The 22027-nt window shown below is 70.9% G+C and carries 24 protein-coding genes; 13 read left to right on the forward strand and 11 right to left on the reverse strand.

The annotated features are described in order from the left end of the window. Positions 1-430: 430 nt before the first annotated feature. Positions 431-1147, reverse strand: a complete 717-nt coding sequence (locus MQN93_RS07260; protein WP_242708801.1) for a PH domain-containing protein — start codon at positions 1145-1147, stop codon at positions 431-433. 151 nt (positions 1148-1298) lie between these two features. On the opposite strand from MQN93_RS07260, the gene deoC reads away from it, so the two are divergent. The 3 genes from deoC to MQN93_RS07275 are packed head-to-tail and all read left to right on the forward strand — an operon-like array spanning position 1299 to position 4598. Next, positions 1299-2261 (forward strand): deoxyribose-phosphate aldolase, encoded by a 963-nt coding sequence (deoC, locus tag MQN93_RS07265; protein ID WP_016434844.1) that lies wholly within the window; start codon positions 1299-1301, stop codon positions 2259-2261. A gap of 5 nt (positions 2262-2266) precedes the next feature. Then, positions 2267-3703, forward strand: a complete 1437-nt coding sequence (locus tag MQN93_RS07270) for an aldehyde dehydrogenase family protein (protein WP_242708802.1) — start codon at positions 2267-2269, stop codon at positions 3701-3703. After that, complete coding sequence (locus MQN93_RS07275) at positions 3696-4598, forward strand: aldehyde dehydrogenase family protein (RefSeq protein ID WP_242708803.1); 903 nt, start codon at positions 3696-3698, stop codon at positions 4596-4598. Before MQN93_RS07270 ends, MQN93_RS07275 begins: the two co-directional genes overlap by 8 nt. A 76-nt stretch (positions 4599-4674) precedes the next feature. Here MQN93_RS07275 and MQN93_RS07280 read toward each other — a convergent pair whose 3' ends face one another. Continuing rightward, complete coding sequence (locus tag MQN93_RS07280; RefSeq protein WP_242708804.1) at positions 4675-4992, reverse strand: hypothetical protein; 318 nt, start codon at positions 4990-4992, stop codon at positions 4675-4677. Between the two features lie 127 nt (positions 4993-5119). Between MQN93_RS07280 and MQN93_RS07285 the strand changes: the two genes are divergently transcribed. Beyond that, positions 5120-5755, forward strand: coding sequence for a uridine kinase family protein (locus MQN93_RS07285; RefSeq protein WP_242708805.1), 636 nt, complete (start codon positions 5120-5122; stop codon positions 5753-5755). A 271-nt stretch (positions 5756-6026) separates the two neighbouring features. On the opposite strand, the gene MQN93_RS07290 is transcribed toward MQN93_RS07285, so the two are convergent. After that, on the reverse strand, positions 6027-6767 hold the full coding sequence (locus tag MQN93_RS07290; RefSeq protein ID WP_016434839.1) for a SigE family RNA polymerase sigma factor: 741 nt from the start codon (positions 6765-6767) through the stop codon (positions 6027-6029). A 242-nt stretch (positions 6768-7009) separates the two neighbouring features. Here MQN93_RS07290 and afsQ1 point away from each other — a divergent pair, with 242 nt between their 5' ends. The 5 genes from afsQ1 (at position 7010) to MQN93_RS07315 (ending at position 10802) form a co-directional block, all read left to right on the forward strand. Further along, entirely contained in the window at positions 7010-7687 is a 678-nt protein-coding gene (gene afsQ1 / locus MQN93_RS07295) for a two-component system response regulator AfsQ1 (protein WP_037782740.1), read from the forward strand. After that, positions 7684-9252 carry an ATP-binding protein gene (locus MQN93_RS07300; RefSeq protein WP_242708806.1) on the forward strand — a complete coding sequence of 523 codons (1569 nt, stop codon included), beginning with the start codon at positions 7684-7686 and terminating at the stop codon, positions 9250-9252. Before afsQ1 ends, MQN93_RS07300 begins: the two co-directional genes overlap by 4 nt. Next, on the forward strand, positions 9252-9854 hold the full coding sequence (locus MQN93_RS07305; RefSeq protein WP_242708807.1) for a hypothetical protein: 603 nt from the start codon (positions 9252-9254) through the stop codon (positions 9852-9854). Before MQN93_RS07300 ends, MQN93_RS07305 begins: the two co-directional genes overlap by 1 nt. A gap of 93 nt (positions 9855-9947) precedes the next feature. After that, entirely contained in the window at positions 9948-10499 is a 552-nt protein-coding gene (locus MQN93_RS07310) for a VanZ family protein (protein ID WP_016434835.1), read from the forward strand. A 96-nt stretch (positions 10500-10595) separates the two neighbouring features. Continuing rightward, positions 10596-10802: a PspC domain-containing protein gene (locus MQN93_RS07315; RefSeq protein WP_016434834.1), complete on the forward strand. Its 207-nt coding sequence runs from the start codon at positions 10596-10598 to the stop codon at positions 10800-10802. A 75-nt stretch (positions 10803-10877) separates the two neighbouring features. Here MQN93_RS07315 and MQN93_RS07320 read toward each other — a convergent pair whose 3' ends face one another. From MQN93_RS07320 to tnpA, 4 genes are all read right to left on the reverse strand, one after another. After that, a complete protein-coding gene (locus MQN93_RS07320; RefSeq protein ID WP_016434833.1) occupies positions 10878-11222 on the reverse strand; it encodes a hypothetical protein in 345 nt (114 codons plus the stop codon). Positions 11223-11363: 141 nt separating this feature from the next. Next, positions 11364-12521 carry an adenosine deaminase gene (locus tag MQN93_RS07325; protein WP_242708808.1) on the reverse strand — a complete coding sequence of 386 codons (1158 nt, stop codon included), beginning with the start codon at positions 12519-12521 and terminating at the stop codon, positions 11364-11366. Positions 12522-12679: 158 nt separating this feature from the next. Continuing rightward, positions 12680-13888 carry an RNA-guided endonuclease InsQ/TnpB family protein gene (locus MQN93_RS07330; RefSeq protein WP_016434831.1) on the reverse strand — a complete coding sequence of 403 codons (1209 nt, stop codon included), beginning with the start codon at positions 13886-13888 and terminating at the stop codon, positions 12680-12682. Continuing rightward, complete coding sequence (gene tnpA / locus MQN93_RS07335; protein ID WP_242708809.1) at positions 13885-14313, reverse strand: IS200/IS605 family transposase; 429 nt, start codon at positions 14311-14313, stop codon at positions 13885-13887. Before tnpA ends, MQN93_RS07330 begins: the two co-directional genes overlap by 4 nt. Before the next feature lie 150 nt (positions 14314-14463). Here tnpA and MQN93_RS07340 point away from each other — a divergent pair, with 150 nt between their 5' ends. After that, positions 14464-15222 (forward strand): dienelactone hydrolase family protein, encoded by a 759-nt coding sequence (locus tag MQN93_RS07340; RefSeq protein ID WP_016434829.1) that lies wholly within the window; start codon positions 14464-14466, stop codon positions 15220-15222. Positions 15223-15240: 18 nt separating this feature from the next. Here MQN93_RS07340 and MQN93_RS07345 read toward each other — a convergent pair whose 3' ends face one another. Then, complete coding sequence (locus tag MQN93_RS07345; protein ID WP_242708810.1) at positions 15241-16194, reverse strand: LysR family transcriptional regulator; 954 nt, start codon at positions 16192-16194, stop codon at positions 15241-15243. Positions 16195-16257: 63 nt separating this feature from the next. On the opposite strand from MQN93_RS07345, the gene MQN93_RS07350 reads away from it, so the two are divergent. Continuing rightward, the gene (locus MQN93_RS07350) at positions 16258-17544 is read left to right on the forward strand and encodes an MFS transporter (RefSeq protein WP_242708811.1); all 1287 of its coding nucleotides are present in this window, start codon (positions 16258-16260) and stop codon (positions 17542-17544) included. A 106-nt stretch (positions 17545-17650) separates the two neighbouring features. After that, the gene (locus MQN93_RS07355; RefSeq protein WP_242708812.1) at positions 17651-18673 is read left to right on the forward strand and encodes a sigma-70 family RNA polymerase sigma factor; all 1023 of its coding nucleotides are present in this window, start codon (positions 17651-17653) and stop codon (positions 18671-18673) included. Here MQN93_RS07355 and MQN93_RS07360 read toward each other — a convergent pair. Then, complete coding sequence (locus MQN93_RS07360; RefSeq protein ID WP_242708813.1) at positions 18557-18943, reverse strand: STAS domain-containing protein; 387 nt, start codon at positions 18941-18943, stop codon at positions 18557-18559. The genes MQN93_RS07355 and MQN93_RS07360 overlap by 117 nt on opposite strands. Positions 18944-19109: 166 nt before the next feature. On the opposite strand from MQN93_RS07360, the gene MQN93_RS07365 reads away from it, so the two are divergent. After that, on the forward strand, positions 19110-20030 hold the full coding sequence (locus MQN93_RS07365; protein ID WP_242708814.1) for an AEC family transporter: 921 nt from the start codon (positions 19110-19112) through the stop codon (positions 20028-20030). 1 nt (position 20031) lies between these two features. Here the strand turns inward: MQN93_RS07365 and MQN93_RS07370 are convergent, their stop codons facing one another. Next, positions 20032-20616, reverse strand: a complete 585-nt coding sequence (locus MQN93_RS07370) for a Uma2 family endonuclease (RefSeq protein WP_242708815.1) — start codon at positions 20614-20616, stop codon at positions 20032-20034. 95 nt (positions 20617-20711) lie between these two features. Further along, entirely contained in the window at positions 20712-21989 is a 1278-nt protein-coding gene (locus MQN93_RS07375) for a thymidine phosphorylase (protein ID WP_242708937.1), read from the reverse strand. Between the last annotated feature and the right edge of the window lie 38 nt (positions 21990-22027).

Consider the following 22027-nt stretch of genomic DNA (forward strand, 5'->3'; position numbering starts at 1 on the left):
ACGACGCGACCAGCTCACCCCACTCGCAACAAACACGCGGCCAGCCCACGGCCAACGGGGCACGGCGCAACCCGCCCACTACCGCGCCCGCACGCGTGACGAACGCGCGGCCGGCACACCCACGACCGCCCCGGTCCCGGCGCCACGCCGTCCCGACCCGAACGTACTGGTAACGGGCGACGGCCCACGGCACCCAGCCCGCCGCCACGGCCCGCCGCCGCCATGACGGACACACGCCCGCTGCGACCACCCCGCACCAAGCACCGCACCGGCGCCTGTGACCCTTACCGCCCGGGGCCAGCCCGTGGTCAACGGTGCGGCCGGCCCCCGGCCGCCACCCCGCCGCACCCAGGCCCACACCGTGCGCCCGACCAAGACGTCGCCGCGGCCGCACGCGCCCCCGGCCCACCGCCCAGTCAGAGCGCCCCGCTCACCCCGTCGCCACCAGAATCGCCAACAGCACCGCCCCCGCCACCGCAGGCCCCGCGATCTCGTACGCCCAGCGGACCGTCACCTCGCCGCGGGCCGCATCCGACTCGCCCTTGGTCTCCAGGAGTTCGCGCAGGTCGTCCATGACCTTGTCGGACTCGGCGCGGGCGGGGCCGTCGGCGACGTCGACGTCGCCGCGCGTCATTCCGCCGAAGCCGAAGCCGAACCCCCCGCCCAGCCCGCCGGTACGGCGTCCGCCCTCACCCCGTGCCTCGGCCGCGCGCCGCGCGTTCGCCCTGGCGTCCCGTGCGGCCGCCTTCTTCCGTGCCCGCAGGGAGACGGGGACGGCCCACAGCTGGTACTTGCGGCCGGACTTGACGACGACCTCGTTGGAGTAGCCGGACCGCAGCGAGACGACCTCTCCCCAGGGCACCGTGACGATGCGGAAGGGGTTGCGCACGCGCAGCCGCTCCTCGTTCGCGTACACGGCGGGGCGCAGGGTGAAGGCCGCGACCAGCGGGACGAGGAAGATCATCGCGGCCAGCGCCAGCCACGGGGTGCGGTCGTGGCCGGAGACGATCGCGTCGATGCCCAGCCAGGCCACGATGGCCAGCAGCAGGACACCTGCGGCGATGCCCGCGGGTGACCTGTAGATACGGTCCTTCTGCCCCGGGGTGGGGGGCTGCGGCGCTGGTGACTCGTGGTCGGGGGTCGTCATGCCTGCGATTGTGCCGTACGCCTGCGGCACCCGACCGATCGCCCGGTCACCACCGCGATCCGTCACGGTGAGACCGCGACGCAGTCGCGCAGCGATCCGGCCTCTCGGGCTGTACAGCCGCTACGCGCGTAGATATGCTCGTCTGGTGACCATGCCCACGAATGCACCCTCCGCAGCTCACGCACTGACGGACGTCACCGCGTCCGACCGCACGCTGCGCCGCTTCCTGCACGGGCTGCCCGGCGTCGACGCGGTCGGCCTGGAGGCGCGCGCAGCCTCGCTCGGCACCCGTTCCATCAAGACCACCGCGAAGGCGTACGCGATCGACCTCGCGATCTCCATGGTCGACCTGACGACGCTGGAAGGCGCGGACACCCCGGGCAAGGTCCGGGCGCTCGGCGCCAAGGCGGTGCGCCCCGACCCGACGGACCGCACGGCCCCGCCGACCGCGGCCGTCTGCGTCTACCCCGACATGGTGCCCGTCGCCAAGGAGGCCGTCGCCGGCTCGACCGTGAAGGTCGCCTCGGTCGCCACCGCCTTCCCCGCGGGCCGCGCCCCCCTCTCGGTGAAGCTGGCGGACGTGCGCGAGGCCGTCGCCGCGGGCGCCGACGAGATCGACATGGTCATCGACCGCGGGGCGTTCCTCGCGGGCGACTACGGCAAGGTGCACGAGGAGATCACGGCCGTGAAGGAGGCCTGCGGGACCGCGGCCCGCCTCAAGGTCATCTTCGAGACCGGTGAGCTGTCGACGTACGACAACATCCGCCGCGCGAGCTGGCTCGGCATGCTGGCGGGCGCCGACTTCATCAAGACCTCCACCGGCAAGGTCGCGGTGAACGCGACCCCGGCGAACACCCTGCTGATGCTGGAGGCGGTGCGCGACTTCCGCGCCCAGACCGGGGTACAGGTCGGGGTGAAGCCGGCCGGCGGCATCCGCACGTCCAAGGACGCGATCAAGTTCCTGGTGCTGGTCAACGAGACCGCGGGCGAGGACTGGCTCGACAACCACTGGTTCCGCTTCGGCGCCTCCTCCCTTCTGAACGACCTGCTGATGCAGCGTCAGAAGCTGGCCACCGGCCGCTACTCCGGCCCCGACTATGTGACGGTGGACTGATCACCATGGCTTCTGTCTTCGAATACGCCCCGGCGCCCGAGTCCCGCTCGATCGCCGACATCGCCCCGTCCTACGGCCTGTTCATCGACGGCGAGTTCACGGAGGCCGCCGACGGCAAGGTCTTCAAGACCGTCTCGCCGTCGACCGAGGAGGTCCTCTCCGAGGTCGCCCAGGCGGGCGAGGCGGACGTGGACCGCGCGGTGAAGGCCGCCCGCAAGGCCTTCGACACGTGGTCGGCGCTGCCCGGCTCCGAGCGCGCCAAGTACCTGTTCCGCATCGCCCGGATCATCCAGGAGCGCAGCCGTGAGCTGGCCGTCCTGGAGACGCTGGACAACGGCAAGCCGATCAGGGAGACGCGCGACGCGGACCTCCCGCTGGTCGCCGCGCACTTCTTCTACTACGCGGGCTGGGCCGACAAGCTCGACCACGCCGGCTTCGGCGCGGACCCGCGCCCGCTGGGTGTCGCGGGCCAGGTCATCCCCTGGAACTTCCCGCTGCTGATGCTGGCGTGGAAGATCGCCCCCGCGCTGGCCACCGGCAACACGGTCGTCCTGAAGCCCGCCGAGACCACCCCGCTCTCCGCGCTCTTCTTCGCGGACATCTGCCGCCAGGCGGGACTGCCCAAGGGCGTCGTCAACATCCTTCCGGGATACGGCGACGCGGGCGCCTCCCTCGTCGCGCACCCGGACGTGAACAAGGTCGCCTTCACCGGCTCCACGGCCGTCGGCAAGCAGATCGCGCGCACGGTCGCGGGCACCCGCAAGAAGCTCACCCTCGAACTGGGCGGCAAGGGCGCCAACATCGTCTTCGACGACGCCCCGATCGACCAGGCGGTGGAGGGGATCGTCAACGGCATCTTCTTCAACCAGGGCCAGGTCTGCTGCGCCGGCAGCCGGCTGCTCGTCCAGGAGTCGATCCAGGAGGAGTTGCTGGAGTCGCTCAAGCGGCGGCTGTCCACGCTCCGGCTCGGCGACCCGATGGACAAGAACACCGACATCGGCGCGATCAACTCCGAGGAGCAGCTCTCCCGTATCACCACGCTCGTCGAGCGGGGCGAGGCGGAGGGCGCCGAGCGCTGGTCGCCGGCGTGTGAACTCCCGGAGAGCGGCTACTGGTTCGCGCCGACGCTGTTCACCAACGTCACCCAGGCGCACACCATCGCCCGCGACGAGATCTTCGGCCCGGTGCTGTCGGTCCTCACCTTCCGCACCCCGGACGAGGCGGTCGCCAAGGCGAACAACACGCCGTACGGCCTCTCGGCGGGCATCTGGACGGAGAAGGGTTCGCGCATCCTCGCGGTCGCCAACAAGCTCCGTGCGGGCGTCATCTGGTCCAACACGTTCAACAAGTTCGACCCGACCTCGCCGTTCGGCGGCTACAAGGAGTCGGGCTTCGGCCGCGAGGGCGGCCGCCACGGCCTGGAGGCGTACCTCGATGTCTGACACGCGTTTGTCCGTCTTCAAGACCTACAAGCTGTACGTGGGCGGGAAGTTCCCGCGTTCCGAGAGCGGCCGGGTGTACGAGGTGACCGACAAGAAGGGCAACTGGCTGGCGAACGTGCCCCTTTCGTCCCGCAAGGACGCCCGTGACGCGGTGGTCGCCGCCCGCAAGGCGTTCGGCGGCTGGTCCGGGGCGACGGCCTACAACCGCGGCCAGGTCCTCTACCGCGTCGCGGAGATGCTGGAGGGCCGCAAGGAGCAGTTCGTCCGCGAGGTCGCCGAGTCGGAGGGGCTGTCGAAGGCGAAGGCGGCCGCCGTCGTCGACGCCGCGATCGACCGCTGGGTCTGGTACGCGGGCTGGACGGACAAGATCGCCCAGGTCGTGGGCGGCGGCAACCCGGTCGCGGGCCCGTTCTTCAACCTGTCCTCGCCGGAGCCGACGGGTGTGGTCGTGGTCCTCGCGCCGCAGGAGTCGTCGTTCCTCGGCCTGGTCTCGGTCATCGCCCCGGTGATCGCCACCGGCAACACGGCGGTCGTGGTCGCGAGCGAGCGGGCCCCGCTGCCCGCCCTGTCGCTGGGCGAGGTCCTGGCCACCTCCGACCTCCCCGGCGGTGTCGTCAACGTCCTGTCGGGTCGTACGGCGGAGATCGCGACGCCGCTCGCCGCGCACCAGGACGTCAACGCGATCGACCTCGCGGGCGCCGGCACCGACGACGGCCTGGCGAAGGAGCTGGAGATCGCGGCCGCCGACAATCTGAAGCGGGTTCTTCGTCCACAGCCTGTGGACGAAGTCGACTGGGCGGCAACCCCGGGGACCGACCGGATGACGGCGTTCCTGGAGACGAAGACCGTCTGGCACCCGACGGGCGCTCTGGGCGCGTCCGGCTCGTCGTACTGAGCCCCGTCCGCCCCAGCAGGCCGAGAGCCGCGTCCTCCCACCGTCCGGGGAGAACGCGGCTCTCTCGTGCGCGCCGTCAGGACAGGCCGCTCGCGCCGCCGCCCAGCAGTCCCGCGACCCCCTCGAGCGCCGGGACCGCGCCGACCGGGCCGGTCTGCGTGACCGGGCCGGTCAGCTGGGAGAGCGGGATGTCGACGCCGTTGCCGTGCGGGTCGCCCGCGGCGCCCCTGAGGATCGTGATGTCGCCCCCGACGCCGTTCACCGGGCCCACCTGTGGCACCGCGGGGGCCGCGGACGCCGTCGCCGCGCCCGCACCCAGGGCGGCCGAGGCGGTCGCGACGGCGATCAGGGCGCGCGCGGCGGTGGAGTGGAGAGGGGACGAGTGTCGTGCCATGGGTGCAGCCACCTTCGGATTCACAGAGTAATCAGAACGACACGAAGGGTAGTTGAGGTGTGACGCACGCTCAAAAGCCGACCCGCGGGGTCGGCAGGGCGTACGGAATGCGTCAAACTGGTGTCCCGTGAGCAACCTTCCCTCCTCGCCCGCCCGTGTCGTGCTGCTCTGCGGCCCCTCGGGCTCGGGCAAGTCCCTGGTCGCCGCCCGCTCCGGGCTCCCCGTGCTGCGCCTCGACGACTTCTACAAGGAGGGCGAGGACCCGACGCTGCCCCTGGTCGCGGGCAGCCGCGACATCGACTGGGACCATCCCGGCTCCTGGGACACGGACATGGCCGTCGCGGCGATCGCGGAGCTGTGCCGCACGGGCCGTACGAACGTCCCCGTGTACGACCTCTCGCTCAGCGCCCGCACCGGCGAGGAGACCGTGGACATCGGGCGGACCCCGCTGTTCATCGCGGAAGGCATCTTCGCGGCCGAGATCGTCGAGCACTGCCGCCGGTTGGGGCTGCTGGCGGACGCGCTCTGCCTGAACCGCGGTCCGGTCCGCACCTTCCGCCGCCGCTTCCTGCGCGACCTCAGGGAGGGCCGCAAGTCGGTGCCGTTCCTGCTCCGCCGCGGCTGGCGGCTGATGCGGCAGGAACGTTCGATCATCGCCCGGCAGACGGCGCTCGGCGCCCACGCCTGCGACCGCGACGAGGCCCTGAGCCGAATGGCCGCCGCCGCTGTGGGCCGGCGTCCGGCCGCGGCACGCACGACCTGAGCCGGCGCCGCCCGGCGCCGACCGGACGCGGGCGCACACGAAAACGCGGGCGCACACGAAAAGCGGGACTGGACGGACCCCCCGGCCCTCCAGTCCCGCTCTCCCCCGTTCCCCCCTTGGTGCTCCCCCCGGACCACCCTCTCCGGTCCCCGTGACCCCCGTTTCCCCCGTGGGCCCCCCGGCGACCGTTCCCCCGGTGCTTTCCCCCGTTACCTGCTCCCCCGTAGGTCCCCCCTACGTCCCCCGTACTTCCCCCGTGTTCCCCCGACCCTCAGGCGACGAGCTCCCCGAAGGCGTCCTCCTCGTCACGGCCGAAGCTGAGGACCTCGTCCTCGCGCAGCCGGCGGAGCGACCGCCAGATGCTGGACTTCACCGTGCCGACACTGATGTCGAGGATCTCCGCGATCTCCGGGTCCGTGCGGCCCTCGTAGTAGCGCAGGACCAGCATGGTGCGCTGGAGTTCGGGCAGCCGGGCGAGCGCCTGCCACAGGACCGCGCGCAGTTCGGTGCCGCGCATCGCGTCCGTGTCGCCGGGCGTCTCCGGCAGCTCCTCGGTCGGGTACTCGTTCAGCTTGCGGCGGCGCCACGCGCTGATGTGCAGATTGGTCATGGTGCGGCGCAGATATCCGCCGACCGCCGCCTTGTCGCTGATCCGGTCCCAGGCCCGGTACGTCGAGAACAGCGCGCTCTGCAGCAGGTCCTCGGCCTCGAAGCGGTCACCGGTCAGGTGGTAGGCGGTTGCGTACAGGGAGGCGCGGCGCTCCTGGACGTAGGCGGTGAACTCCGCCTCCGACAGCGAACGACGTTCCCCCGTGTCCTCCCTGTACGCGCTTCCCCCGTGTGTTTCCCCCGTGGTGTCAACCACCGACATGTAGCCGGTGTGCTGACGCCCGGTGCCGCGAGCGCACCCCCGCCCGCTCACGGCACCGGACTTCTCTGAACCCCGGCCCCCGTTCACGTCGTGCAGACGCGTGATCACTGCGCTGATGCTGGTGCCGTGCAGCGTGCTCATCTCGCGCCCCCCGTCGTGGACTTCCGGTGTTCGGTCTTCTCAGGCGGTGCTTGACTGCCTGTGCCGAAAAGCTTGCCCCGGCACCTTCATCGCCGTGTCCGCCGACTGTCACAGACCTGTCACAGGGGTCCCTCGTATGCGGGCCACAGCACGGTCACAGAGAAGAGCGGTACGTGTACGCAGACGTACTGGTCCGTAGCAGGAGTCGAAACCCCACCCCGCCATGGGCCAGAATGAGCCCCGTGCCTTCCCTGTTGCTGATCGAGGACGACGACGCCATCCGTACGGCCCTGGAGCTGTCCCTTACGCGCCAGGGACACCGGGTTGCCACCGCTGCCACCGGTGAGGACGGTCTGAAGCTGCTGCGCGAGCAACGACCGGACCTGATCGTGCTGGACGTGATGCTGCCCGGCATCGACGGGTTCGAGGTGTGCCGGCGCATCCGGCGCACCGACCAGCTGCCGATCATCCTGCTCACCGCGCGAAGCGACGACATCGACGTGGTGGTGGGCCTGGAGTCCGGTGCCGACGACTATGTCGTCAAGCCGGTCCAGGGCCGGGTGCTCGACGCCCGGATCCGGGCCGTACTGCGGCGCGGGGAGCGGGAGTCGAACGACTCGGCGAGCTTCGGCAGCCTGGTGATCGACCGCGCCGCCATGACCGTGACCAAGAACGGCGAGGACCTGCAGCTCACCCCGACCGAGCTGAGGCTGCTGCTCGAACTGAGCCGCCGGCCCGGACAGGCCCTGTCCCGGCAGCAGTTGCTGCGGCTGGTGTGGGAGCACGACTATCTCGGCGACTCCCGGCTGGTGGACGCGTGCGTCCAGCGGCTGCGCGCCAAGGTCGAGGACGTCCCGTCGTCCCCGACGCTGATCCGTACCGTGCGTGGCGTGGGCTACCGGCTGGACACCCCTCAGTGACACCAGTGCAAGGGGGCGTTCGCGGCTGGGCCGCGACCCGCAAGGGGCATCTGTCACGACTGCGGTTCACCAGTCTGCGGCTGCGCCTGGTCGTGGTGTTCGGGCTGGTGGCGCTGACCGCGGCGGTGTCCGCGTCCGGGATCGCGTACTGGCTCAACCGCGAGGCCGTGCTCACCCGCACCCAGGACGCCGTGCTCGGCGACTTCAAGCAGGCCATGCAGAACCGCGCGGGCACCCTGCCCTCCCATCCCACGCAGGACGAACTGCAGCGCACCGCGGGCCAGATGGCCAACTCCAGCCAGCGCTTCGGCGTGCTGCTCGTCGCCGAGGACGACAACGGCCGGACGGTGTACGCGAGTTCGGGCGGCCTCGACGGCTTCTCGCTGCAGGACGTGCCCGCTTCGCTGCGGGCGGCGGTGAACAAGAAGCAGTCCGTCGGCGCCGACTCCGGGAACAAGTACGCCTACCACCTGTACTGGCAGCGCGTCGTCGACCACGGCACGCCGTATCTGGTGGCCGGCACCCGGGTGATCGACGGCGGTGCGACCGGCTACATGCTCAAGTCGCTGGAGCCGGAGGCCAAGGACCTCAACTCCCTCGCCTGGTCGCTGGGGATCGCCACCGGGCTCGCACTGATCGGCTCGGCACTGCTCGCGCAGGCCGCCGCCTCGACCGTGCTCAAGCCCGTGCAGCGGCTCGGCGTCGCGGCCCGGCGGCTCGGCGAGGGCAAGCTGGACACCCGGCTCAGGGTGTCCGGCACCGACGAACTCGCCGATCTGTCACGGACGTTCAATCACGCGGCCGAGGCGCTGGAGAAACGCGTCGACGACATGGCCGCACGCGACGAGGCGTCCCGGCGCTTCGTCGCGGACATGAGCCATGAACTGCGGACGCCGCTCACCGCGATCACGGCCGTGACCGAGATCCTGGAGGAGGAGCTGGAGGCGGAGACCGGGTCCATGGACCCGATGATCGAACCCGCCGTACGGCTCGTCGTCAGCGAGACCCGGCGGCTCAACGACCTCGTCGAGAACCTGATGGAGGTCACCCGCTTCGACGCGGGCACCGCCCGGCTCGTCCTGGACGACGTCGACATCGCCGACCAGATCACCGCCTGTATCGACGCAAGGGCCTGGCTGGACGCGGTGGACCTGGACGCCGAGCGCGGCATCCACGCCCGGCTCGACCCGCGCCGCCTCGACGTGATCCTGGCGAACCTCATCGGCAACGCGCTCAAGCACGGCGGCTCTCCGGTGCGGGTCGCGGTGCGCGCGACGGACGACGAGGTCGTCATCGCGGTCCAGGACCACGGGCCCGGCATCCCCGAGGACGTGCTGCCGCACGTCTTCGACCGCTTCTACAAGGCGAGCGCCTCCCGGCCGCGCTCCGACGGCAGCGGCCTCGGCCTGTCCATCGCGATGGAGAACGCCCACATCCACGGCGGTGAGATCACCGCCGCGAACTCCCCCGAGGGCGGTGCGGTGTTCACGCTGCGGCTGCCCCGGGACGCGTCGGCGCTCGCGGAGGAGTCCGAGAAGGACACCGCGAAGAACGGGGACGCCTGATGACCGTACGACGTCTGCTGGCCCTCCCCGTGCTGGCCGCGCTGCTCGCCGGCTGCGGCATCCGCTCCACCGAGGTGCCGACCGACTTCGGGGCGGCGCCCTCGAAGGTGCAGTGCTCGCTCGCCGAACCGGACGTCTCGACACAGGCCTCGCGCGGGCTGCCGGTGCAGGTGTTCCTGCTGTGCGGGGCGTCGCTGGTCGCCGTGGACCGGACGGTACGGGTGCCCAACGGCACCGCGGACTCCCAGCGGCGGGTGCTCGTGGCGCAGGGGCTGCTCGACCAGCTCGCGGCGACACCCTCGGCCGCCGAGAAGGAGGCCGGGTACACCACGGACGTGCGCGGCGGCATGAACGTCGGCGGCCCGCACCCCGGGGACCCCGAGGACGCGCTCCGGCTGAGCACCCCGCCCGCCGACCTCACGTCCTTCGCCCTCGCCCAGGTCGTCTGCACGTTCTCCGACTCGGCCGCGGCCGAGGGCGACGGCTCGGTCGTGCTCGGCGGCCCCGGCCGCGAGCCGCTGCGCCGCTACGAGTGCACGGACGAGGTCCGCTCCCGCCCGGGCACCGCGCAGCCGCCGTCGACCCAGGTCACCGACGGCTGACCCGGCCGCCACGGGGGCGTGTGGCGCAGGCCTCACACAGGTACTTGGACGCAACGCGGAACCGATCCTGCCGGAGGCCGCGTCTAGGGGGTCGTGCAGCGTCAAGGCTCCATCGGCGGCAGCGCCGCGATCCGCATCCGTGTGACAGGAGGTGTCCTCCTTGTCGCACACCTGGCGTTCGTCGCCTGGCTCACGCTGCGTCCGCTGGATGTGCCCTGGGTGACGCCTCCCAATCTGCGCCCGTTCGCGGGCGTACGGGCCGATCTCGCCCTGGGCGGGCCGGTCGCGGCCCGGCGTATCGCCGAGGGCCTCGCCCTTCTCGCGCCGCTCGGCGTGCTGCTGCCGATGGCGCACGGCAGGCTCTGGGCGTTCCCGTTCGCCAGCCTCGTGCGGACGGTTGCCGCGGGCTTCCTGGTCTCGCTGGGCATTCTGCTGCTGCAGACCGGGGTGCCGGGCCGGGTCCCCGATGTGGACTCGCTGCTGCTGAACACCGTCGGTGTGGCCCTCGCGCATCTCGCTGTCGTCCCCGCGTCCCGGTCCTGGCTCCGCCGCAGGTCCGAGCGGCAGGAGCGGGCGGCCGTCCGCCAGGAGGAAGCGGCTCAGGGTCGAACCCCGACGTTTCCCAGGGTCGGTATCGCACCGTAGAGCGACGCTTTGCCCCCTTCGTCTTTCGTAGCGTTGACGGCAGATGAGGAAGCCGTACGGGCCGCCTCGCAACCGACGCTCACGAAGGAGCCGCACATGTCCGCCCTAGTCCGCCCCACCCACGGCCGCATGATCGGCGGCGTGTGCGCCGGTCTGGCGCGGCGCTTCGGCACCTCTGCGACCACGATGCGTGTGATCTTCCTGATCTCGTGCCTGCTGCCGGGCCCGCAGTTCCTGCTCTACATAGCGCTGTGGATCCTGCTGCCCTCCGAGGAGAAGGCCGCGGCCCGCACCGCCTGGTGATCGCCTCCTCACGAACGCCGATGGGGCGCACCCCGGTCCAAGGGGTGCGCCCCGTCGGCGCGTTGGGCGCAGGGATCAGCCGCCGAGCGGCAGGCCGTTCACCGGCACGCCGCCCTGCACGGGCAGGCCGCCGAGCAGGCCGGCGACCGGGGTGGACGGGCCGTCGGCGATGGCCCGCTGGGCGGCCGGCTGCACGGATGCGAGACCGCGCTCGATGGTGGGCTTGCCCTGGGCCACGGCCGCCTGGGCACCCGGCAGCGCCTGGGAGACGTTCTGCGCCGGGAGCTGGCTGGTGACGCTGTCCAGCGTCCCGCCTGCGTCCGGCAGCGCCGGGGCCGCATTCGCGGCGCCCGCGCCCGTGGCGGCGAAGGCGGCACCGAGAGCGGCGACACCGAGGGTCTTGGCAGCAGACTGCTTCATGAAAATGCGTCCTCGAAATGGGGTTATGGGGATGTGAGCGGTGTCCACGACCGTAAACACGCACAGCCGCCCGCCGCAAACATCAAAATGCGGACGGGTTGTGAATACCCGTCCGCATGCCCCACACCCCGAAATCCGGGATCAGCCCTCCCGAGCGGGAGAATCGCTGGTCGAAGCGGTCTGCTGGAACAGCCATTCGGACTTCAACTCGGCATATCCGGGCTTGATCACGTCATTGATCATCGCCAGTCGTTCATCGAAAGGAATGAACGCTGATTTCATCGCATTGACGGAGAACCACTGCATGTCGTCGAGCGAATAACCGAACGCCTCGACAAGGTGCTCGAATTCCCGGCTCATACTCGTGCCCGACATAAGTCGATTGTCCGTGTTCACGGTCGCACGGAAGTGCAGCCTGCGCAGCAGCCCGATCGGATGCTCGGAATACGACGACGCCGCTCCGGTCTGGAGGTTGGAGCTGGGGCACAGTTCGAGCGGGATGCGCTTGTCCCGTACGTAGGAGGCGAGGCGCCCGAGCTTCACCGAGCCGTCGGCGCGCACCTGGATGTCGTCGATGATGCGCACCCCGTGCCCGAGCCGGTCGGCGCCGCACCACTGCAGGGCCTGCCAGATGGACGGCAGCCCGAAGGCCTCACCGGCGTGGATGGTGAAGTGGTTGTTCTCGCGCTTCAAGTACTCGAAGGCGTCGAGGTGCCGGGTGGGCGGGTAACCGGCCTCCGCGCCAGCGATGTCGAAGCCCACGACGCCCAAGTCCCGGTAGCGGTTGGCGAGTTCGGCGATCTCCAGGGCGCGGGCCGCGTGCCGCATCGCGGTCAGCAGGGCGCCGACGCGGATGCGGTGGCCGTTCGCCCGGGCGAGCCGCTCCCCTTCCCGGAAGCCCTCGTTGACCGCCTCGACGACCTCCTCCAGGGTGAGCCCGCCCTCCAGATGCTGCTCGGGGGCGTAGCGCACCTCGGCGTAGACCACACCGTCCTCGGCGAGGTCCTCGGCGCACTCGCGGGCGACCCTGACGAGCGCGTCGCGGGTCTGCATGACGCCGACGGTGTGCGAGAAGGTCTCCAGATACCGCTCCAGCGAACCGGAGTCGGCGGCCTCGCGGAACCAGATCCCGAGCTTGTCGGGGCCGGTCTCCGGCAGGCGTGAGTAGCCCTGTTCACGGGCGAGTTCGACGATCGTCCCGGGGCGGAGACCGCCGTCGAGGTGGTCGTGCAGCAGAACCTTCGGCGCCCGGCGGATCTGGTCCGGCGTCGGGGTGTTCGACATGGTCTGGCTCGTCATTTCCGCACTCTACCTCCTACGCGCGTAGATCGCCCGGTGTACAGATGCGTCGATACGTAACGGTGACCGCAAGGACGGGTGAGGTACACCGACGCTTCTGACACTGTTCTGTCGTGACTCCACCCACGCGTAAACGCGCGGGCTTCCTGCATCGGTGGCTAAGCCGCCGCGCAGAGGACCAGCCCGGCCCCGTTGAGGACGTTCAGCGCGCCGACGTGGTCCGCGTTCGCCGCGAACCCGCATCTGACGCACTGGAACTTCGCCTGGGTGGCGCGGTTCTCCTTCGTGACATGCCCGCATTCGGGGCATGTGCGGGAGGTGTTGCGCGCGTCCACCGAAACCACGAGGCGACCGGCACTCTCAGCCTTGTTCGCCAGGATTTTGAGGAACTGCGCCCAACCCGCGTCGAGGATGCTGCGGTTGAGCCCGGTCTTCGCGGCAGCGCCGTTCGGGAGGAACGCGCCGTCGCCCGCGGGGTCGGGCCTGGGTGCCGTCCTCTTGGTCATCTGGGCGGTGTTGAGCCGCTCGTGCGCGATCACGTCGTGGCCGGTGCTGAGCGCGCGGGCGGTCTTGTGGTGGAAGTCGGCGCGCTGGCGGCGGATCTTGCCGTACAGCGTGGCGACCTTCCGGGCGGCGGCCCGGTGTGCCTTGGTGCGCTGCCCGGTGCGCTTGGGGAACGTGGCGAGGTGCCGCTGTGCCTCGGCGAGTTGATCGGCCATCGCTTGAAGAAAGCGCGGATTGGCGACGTGTTCGCCGCCGGAGGTGGTCAGGAAGTGGGCGACGCCCATGTCGATACCGACGATCGCCCCGGTGGGCGGGAGTTTTTCGGCGGGCACGTTGTCGCAGGCGAGAACGAGGTACCAGCGGTTGCCCTCGCGCTTCACGCTGATGGTCTTGACGCGGCCCCGCACGGGCCGGTGCTGGTGCACGCGGACGTGTCCGATGCCCTGGAGGCGTACGCGGGTCTGACGGTCGTGCGGGACAGAGTCCCAGCGGCAGCCGTCGCCGTCCTTCGGGAACACCACGGTGTCGAAGTGCCCGACACCCTTGAAGCGCGGGTAGCCCGGCGTTTGACCGTCCTTGACCCGGCGGAAGAACGCGGCGAACGCCTTGTCCAGGCGGCGCAGGGTTGCCTGCTGGCTGGAGAACGACCAGCGGCCCTGACGCTCCGGGTCGAACGCCCGGATCTCCTTGAGCTGCGCCGACTGCTGCCCGTACTTGATGGACGTCCTGGACACGTGCCGGTAGGCGTCGCGGCGTTCCTGCAACGCTGCGTTGTAGAGCGAGCAGTGATCACGCAGCATCTCGCCGAGCGCTGCCGCCTGACGGGCGGTGGGACGCAAAAGGAACTTGTACGCGCGGATCACGAGCCGTCCCCCCTCTTGCCCGGGCGTTCGAACTGGGTGTTGATGTATTTCTCGACCGTCGCCGCCGACACGGCGCCGACCGATGCCGCGAAGTACGACGACGACCACAGCGTGGGCATCCGCGACTTCAGATGCGGGAACTCCTCACGCAGCACGCGAGAGGTGAAGCCCTTGAACTGGTTCGCCACGTACGAGGCCGACGACTTCGGGTCGTGCTTGACGAAGAGGTGGACGTGGTCGGGCATCACCTCAAGGGCGATGATCTCCCACCCGCGTTCGTCTGCCTTGTGCCGGATCAGTTCGTCCAGCCGCTCCGCGACCCGTCCGCCGAGGACCGGACGGCGGTACTTCGGGCACCACACCACGTGGAGCCCGAGGTCATACACACCCCCGGAGAATCGGCGAACCTTCCTGGTCACAGTCATACGATCACTATACACGCGCCACACGTCTAGCATGACAGAGAGGTAGGCTCAGGTGAACAGTGCAGATCCGTGGGCCCAGTTGAGGTCAGAGCACCTCAGAGAAGCCATTCCCCACCCCGCTCAAGCGGGACGTCCCCTGGATAGGTCCTGATGGCACACCAAGCGATGCCGGTTCAGGCCCGGTTGGGGCGGGCGCTCGGTCAGGAGCCCACGGCGGTGAGCGGAGCGGTCCTGCTGCTTCCCGGCGGCGCCGAGGAGTCGGCGCGCAGACCGTCCCCCGTGCTGGCGACCGCATCCGTACGCGCGCTGGGCCGGCGGCTGGCCCGCGCGGGCCGGGCGGAAGGCCTGGCCACCCACGTCGTCCACTACCGCTGGCGCGGCTGGAACGGCAGCGAGGCCCATCTGGCCCGCGACGCCACCTGGGCCGCCGACGAGGTCGTACGGCGCTACGGGGACGTCCCCGTGTGCCTCGTCGGCCTCGACATGGGCGGCCGGGCAGCGCTGCGCGCGGGCGGGCACGAGGCCGTCGCCTCCGTGCTGGCGATCGCCCCCTGGCTGCCCGAGGAGGACGTGGCCGCCTCGCCCGAACCGGTGAAGCAGCTGGTGGGGCGTCAGGTGCTGATCGTGCACGGGACGAAGGACGAACGCACCGACCCCGAACTGTCGTTCAGGCTGGCGGCCCGGGCGAAGAAGGCCAACCGCGACGTGTGCCGGTTCGAAGTCCACGCCGACGGACACGGGTTGCACCAGTACCGCAGCGAAGTGCACGCGCTGGCCGAGAACTTCGTGATGGGCAGCCTGTTCGGCAGGCGCTTCTCGCGGTCCGTCGAGGACGCGTTCGCGGCACCGCCCCCGCTGGGGCTGCGGATGCCGCTCGCCGCGGGGTTCGGCAGGTCACTGCGCCGCTGAACCGCGGGGGCGGACACGCTAGTCCGGCAGCAGGCTCCCCCTCCTGGACAGCAGGAACCTCTTGAAGGCGGCCACCGGAGGGGTGTCGGGACGGTCCTCCAGCCAGGCCACCCCGATCTCCCGGACCGCGCGCTGCCCGGTGATCGTCAGTTCCACAACTCCCGGGCGGGGCACGGTCGGTGGCGGCAGCAGGGCGACGCCGAGACCTGCGGCGACCAGCCCCCGCAGGGTCTCCGTCTCCTCCCCCTCGAAGGCGGTCCTGGGCCGGAATCCGGCCTCCTCGCAGAGATGGTCGGTGATGCGGCGCAGGCCGTAGCCGGGTTCGAGGGTCACGAAGGTCTCCTCGGCCGCCTCCGCCAGACGGATCCGGCGGCGGCCCGCGAGACGGTGGTCGGCGGGGACGACCAGGCGCAGCTTCTGCTCGTCGAGACGGCGGGCCACCAGGCCGGGCGCGTCGGGGACCGGCGAGGTCAGACACAGGTCCAGCTCCCCCGCCCGCAGCTTCTCCAGCATCGCCTCGCCGTAGTTCTGGACCAGGCTGAAGCGGATGCGCGGATGGTCCGTGCGGAAGGCCTGCAGCAGCCCGGGGACCGTCTCCGCGCCCATGGTGTGCAGAAAGCCGAAGGCGACCTTGCCGGTCGCGGGGTCGGCGTCGGCGCGGACCTCCTCGGCGGCCCGCCCGATCTCGGCGAGGGCCCGCTCGACCGAACCGAGGAAGGTGCGGCCGGCCGGGGTGAGGGAGAGCGTGCGGCCGTGGCGGGCGAACAGGTCGACACCCAGGTCCTGTTCCAGCCGGACCATGGCGCGCGAGAGGGTCGACTGCGGCACCTGCAGTTCCTGCGCGGCCCGGGTGACGTGCTCGGTGCGCGCGACCCCGGCGAAGTGGGCGAGGCGCGGGGCCAGCAACATCACCATGTCTTCTGTGTCACTGGACGGTGACAGACGACTCTGTGAGCTGTGTTGATGCACCATGGGAACGATTATGACGATTCCGTGCATTGGACGGATGAGCGGGGCCGTACGTAGCTTCGAAGCATGTCTCCCGCCGATACCGGGGCGTCCACCACCGTGGTCGCCGCCTCCTCCGCCCCCGTCGCCGACACCCGCATGGCCCCCGGCGGTCCCGGCTACCGCCGGATGAGCCTCGCCCTCTTTCTCGCGGGGGTCGCGACCTTTGCGCTGCTCTACTCCACCCAGGCCCTGCTGCCGCTGATCTCGGGCGAGTTCGGCGTGGCGGCGAGCTCGGCGAGCTGGACCGTGGCGGCGGCGACCGGCGGTCTGGCGGTGTTCGTGCTGCCGATGAGCGCGCTGTCGGAGCGGTTCGGCCGCCGCACGGTGATGACCGCCTCGCTGGCGGTCGCCGTGACGGTGGGGCTGCTCGTCCCCTTCGCGCCCTCGCTGACCGCTCTGGTCGCGCTGCGGGCCGTGCAGGGGGCGGCGCTGGCCGGGCTGCCCGCGTCGGCGACCGCGTACCTGGCCGAGGAGGTCCGACCGAAGGCCCTGGTCACGGCGATCGGGCTGTTCGTGGCGGGCAACAGCGTCGGCGGCATGAGCGGCCGGATCATCACCGGCTGGATCGCGCAGGAGTGGGGCTGGCGCGTCGCGGTCGGTGTGATCGGGGCGATCGCCGTGGCGTGCGCGGTGGCCTTCCGGCTGCTGCTGCCCGCTCCGCGCCACTTCCGGGCGGGCTCGCTGCGGCCCCGGGTCCTGGCCCGCACGGTGCGCGACCACCTCACCGACCCGCTGCTGCGCCGCCTGTACGCGATCGGCGCCCTGTTCATGACGGTGTTCGGCGGCGTCTACACGGTGATCGGCTACCGCCTGACCGAGGCGCCGTTCTCCCTCCCGCAGGGCATCATCGGCTCGGTCTTCCTGGTCTACCTGGTCGGCACGGTCTCCGCCTCCACCGCGGGCCGGCTGGTCGCGCGGCTGGGCCGCCGCGGGGCCCTGTACCTGGCGGGCGGTACGACGGCGGCGGGTCTGGCACTGTCCCTCGTCGGCTCCCTCGTGCCGGTCCTGCTGGGTCTGGTGCTGATCACCGCCGGCTTCTTCGCGGGGCACGCGGTCGCCTCGTCCGCGGTCAGCAAGACGGCGACCCACGGGCGCGCGCAGGCCGCGGCCCTCTACCAGTCCTCGTACTACATCGGCTCCAGCGCGGGCAGCACGGTCGGGGCCGTCGCCTTCCACGCCGCGGGCTGGGCCGGGACCGTCGGGGTCGGCCTGCTGGCCGTGCTCGGCGTCGTCACGATCACGGTGCTCGGCTCGCGGGCGGCGCGGATCGCGGCACGACGGGAGCCCACTTCGCTGGGCGCACCCTGCTGACCTGCCCCTTTTCCCACTCCGGGCGCCATTGTCAGTGCCCTGCGGTAGCTTCCGAGGTACTGGGCGCAAAGGCGCGACACAGAACGGCCACAGGGGTGGGTGGACGATGAGTGACGGTACGACAGCGACCACGACGGCGGACCTCGACGTCAGGCTGGAGAAACACCGCGTCGAGCTGACCGGCTACTGCTACCGCATGCTCGGCTCCTCCTTCGAGGCCGAGGACGCGGTGCAGGACACCATGGTCCGCGCCTGGCGGAGCTACGAGAAGTTCGAGGGCCGCTCCAGCCTCCGCTCGTGGCTGTACCGCATCGCGACGAACGTCTGCCTGGACATGCTGACCGCGGGCAACAAGCGCGCCCGCCCCATGGACCTCAGCGAGTCGACGCCCCTCGCCCAGGCCGCCCTCTCCCCCCGCCCCGACAACACCTGGCTGGAGCCGATGCCGGACGCCCGCGTGCTGCCGACCGTCGAGGACCCCGCCGAGGCCGCCGTCGCCAAGGAGTCCGTGCGGCTCGCCTTCATGGCGGCCCTGCAGCAGCTGCCCGCCAAGCAGCGCGCGGTGCTCATCCTGCGCGAGGTGCTGGCCTGGAAGGCGAGCGAGGTCGCCGAGCTGCTCGACACCACTGTCGCGTCGGTCAACAGCGCGCTGCAGCGGGCCCGTGCGACGCTCGCCGAGCGGGACGACAAGGCGGCGGACGCGGCCGTCTCCGACCCTCTGGACGAGGAGCAGCAGAAGCTCCTGGAGCGCTATGTGGCGGCCTTCGAGGGGTACGACATGACGGCGCTGACCGCGCTGCTGCACGAGGACGCGGTCATGACGATGCCGCCGTTCGACCTGTGGCTGACGGGCCACGACGACATCACGGGCTTCATGACGACGCTGGGCTCGGCCTGCGAGGGCTCACGCCTGGTGCCGGTCCAGGTCAACGGCCTGCCGGGCTTCGCCCAGTACAAGCCGGACCCGGACAAGGGCGGTCACACCCCCTGGGCGGTGCAGGTGCTGGAGATCTCAGAGGGCCGGCTCACCGGGTTCCACTTCTTCCTCGACACCCAGCGGTGGTTCCCGCTGTTCGGTCTGCCCCTCCACCTCGAAGCGGAGTCCGACCAGGTCCAGGAGGGCGCGTAGGGAGGGGGCGGGGTCGCGCAGCCGGATCCGGCCCCGGGCCCGCCGCGCGGCCAGCTGCAGCCGCGCCAGCAGGTCCACGGCACCGAGCCCCGGGGGTCCGATGGCGGCGACGTCCACCACGACGACGCCCGTCCCGGTGGACTCCAGCAGTGCTCGGACGTCGTCGCACAGCCCTGCCACCTCGTCACGGGTGACGGGGCCGGGCAGCACGAGTACGGCGGGTGTCATGGCGTCCACGATCTGTAGACCGGGCGAGTGGGCGGAATTCATCGGGGCCTCGTCGCGAGCTCGTCGGGGCGCACCCTCCGACACCGGATGTCCGCCCACCGGGATCACATTGACCTGCCACCCTTCTCCCCCGGAGGGTTGGATGTATGCCCCACCGATCAGCACCGCCCCGGATACCCGACGGCCTCCTGTCCGCTGAGGAGGTGCCGTGCAGGGTGTGTTGACGGGCTTCGCGGTCATCGCGGTCGTCATCGGGGTGGGGTACGTCATCGGGCGGCGGGGTCATCTCGGCGAGCACGGCCGCGAGGTGCTGACCAAGCTGGCCTTCCATGTGGCGTCCCCGGCGCTGCTCTTCACCACACTCGCGCGGGCCGACCTGTCGGTGATCTTCTCCAGCCGGCTGCTGGTGACGGCGATGAGCACGGCCGCGGCGGCGGGGGTCTTCGTCGCGGTCGGTGCCGTACGGGGCTGGGGCGTGGGCCGCACCACGATCGGCGCCCTGTGCTCCAGCTACGTCAACTCGGGCAACCTCGGCATCCCGATCGCCGTGTACGTGCTCGGGGACGCGTCCCTGGTGGCGCCGGTGCTGCTGTTCCAGATCATCGCGGTCACCCCGGTCGCCCTGACGATCCTCGACCTGTCCGGCAGGGGCGAGAAGGGCCCGCTGTGGATGCGGCTGCTCACGCCGCTGCGCAATCCGATCGCGGTCGGCTCACTGGCGGGCGTCGCCGTCTCGGGGTTCGGCCTGAAGGTGCCCGCTCCGATCATGGATCCCGCCACCCTGATCGCCAACATGTCCGTGCCCGCGGTCCTGCTGGCCTTCGGTATCTCTCTGTGCGGCAGCACGATGCCGGGGCGGGGCGCGGAGAAGGGTCCGGTGTTCCTCTCGGTCGCCTTGAAGGCGGTGGGTCAGCCGCTGGTGGCCTGGGCCCTGGCGACGGGCGTCTTCGGCCTGCGCGGCCACCAACTCCTCGACGTGGTGGTCACGTCGGCACTCCCGGCGGCCCAGAACCTGTACACCTTCGCGAGCCGCTACCGCGTGGCGGAGGGGTTGGCGCGGGACTCGATCCTGATGTCGACGGTGCTGTCGGTGCCGGTGCTGGTGGTCGTGGCGGCATTGCTCGGCTGACTCACATCTCCGCAAACTCACCGGTGTCGATGACGAGGTCGAAGGGCGCGGGAATGGTGAGGAGTTCACCGAACTTGGCGACGGCGAGCCTACGGTAGACGTCCGCGCGCGGTTCGCCATAGAGCGTGGCGGTGGGGCCTTCGGGCGCCCAGCGGTTGACCAGGAGGTAGAACGGAATGCCCGCGGACGCGTAGGCGGCGGGCTTGCTCACCCGGTCATGGCGGGCGTTCTTCCTGGAGGTGACCTCCACGACGAGCTCGGCCACGGCACCGGGCAGATACGTGTCCGCCTCGGTGCACTCCTGAACCGGCGCCACCAAAATGTCCGGGATGAACATGCCCAGCCGCGACGGGACGGCGATGGCCTGCGTCTGGAAGATCTCCCAGTCATCAGGAATGACGGAGTAAAGGCGTCGCTGAATACGGGCCGCGATCACGTTGTGACGAGGTGCGGGAGCAGGTGACACGGTGACGATCCCCTCGATGATCTCCACCTTGCTGCCCTCGGGCCAGTCCATCTCCTCCCAGAACCGGACGAGGTCGTCCCAGCCCTGCTCGGGGTCGTGGCCCACGGTGAGTGCGCTCATGGCGGTCTCCTTCGGTTTCGTCACCGATCCCAGCATGCCGAACGGGACCGGTGGGGGTCCACCGATCCCGTTCACCCGGACGAGGAAACCCCAGCTCAGGCGATGCGTTCCCGCACCACCGGAGTCGCCGTGAACGGCGTGTTCGGGGCTGCGATGTCGTAGGAGTTCTGCACCGACTGGAGCGCGTAGTCGAAGCGTTCGGGGGTGTCGGTGTGGAGGGTCAGCAGGGGCTGGCCCTCGGTGACCGTGTCGCCGGGCTTGGCGTGCAGTTCGATGCCCGCGGCCGCCTGCACCGGGTCCTCCTTGCGGGCGCGGCCCGCGCCGAGGCGCCAGGCGGCGACGCCGATGTCGTAGGCGTCGAGGCGGGTGAGGACGCCGGAGGACGGGGCCTTGATCACGTGCTGCTCCTTCGACGTGGGCAGCGGCGCGTCCGGGTCGCCGCCCTGCGCGGCGATCATGCGGCGCCAGACGTCCATCGCGGAGCCGTCGGCGAGGGCCTTCGCCGGGTCGGCGTCCTTGATGCCCGCCGCGTCCAGCATCTCCCTGGCCAGGGCGAGGGTCAGTTCCACGACGTCCTCGGGGCCGCCGCCCGCCAGAACCTCGACGGACTCGCGGACTTCGAGGGCGTTGCCCGCCGTCAGGCCCAGCGGGGTCGCCATGTCCGTCAGGAGGGCCACCGTCTTCACGCCGTGGTCGGTGCCCAGGCCCACCATCGTGGAGGCCAGCTCCCGTGCGTCCTCGATGGTCTTCATGAAGGCGCCGGTGCCGACCTTCACGTCCAGGACCAGGGAGCCCGTGCCCTCCGCGATCTTCTTCGACATGATCGAGGAGGCGATCAGCGGGATCGCCTCGACCGTGCCGGTGACGTCCCGGAGCGCGTAGAGCTTCTTGTCGGCGGGCGCGAGTCCGTCGCCCGCCGCGCAGATCACCGCGCCCGTGCCGTCCAGCACGGACAGCATCTCCTCGTTGGAGAGCAGGGCGCGCCAGCCGGGGATCGACTCCAGCTTGTCGAGGGTGCCGCCGGTGTGGCCGAGGCCGCGGCCCGACAGCTGCGGGACCGCCGCGCCGCAGGCCGCCACGAGGGGTGCGAGCGGCAGCGTGATCTTGTCGCCGACGCCGCCCGTCGAGTGCTTGTCGGCCGTCGGGCGGGACAGCGAGGAGAAGTCCATGCGCTCGCCGGAGGCGATCATCGCGGCCGTCCAGCGGGCGATCTCGCGGCGGTTCATGCCGTTGAGCAGGATGGCCATCGCGAGCGCGGACATCTGCTCGTCGGCGACCTCCCCGCGGGTGTACGCGTCGATGACCCAGTCGATCTGCTCGTCGCTGAGTTCGGCGCGGTCCCGCTTGGTGCGGATGACGGAGATGGCGTCCATGGCCATGGCGTGCGTTCCTTCCGAAGGTTCCAGAAGCC

This window comes from Streptomyces spinosisporus (assembly GCF_022698145.1).
Classification (GTDB): Bacteria; Actinomycetota; Actinomycetes; order Streptomycetales; family Streptomycetaceae; genus Streptomyces; species Streptomyces spinosisporus.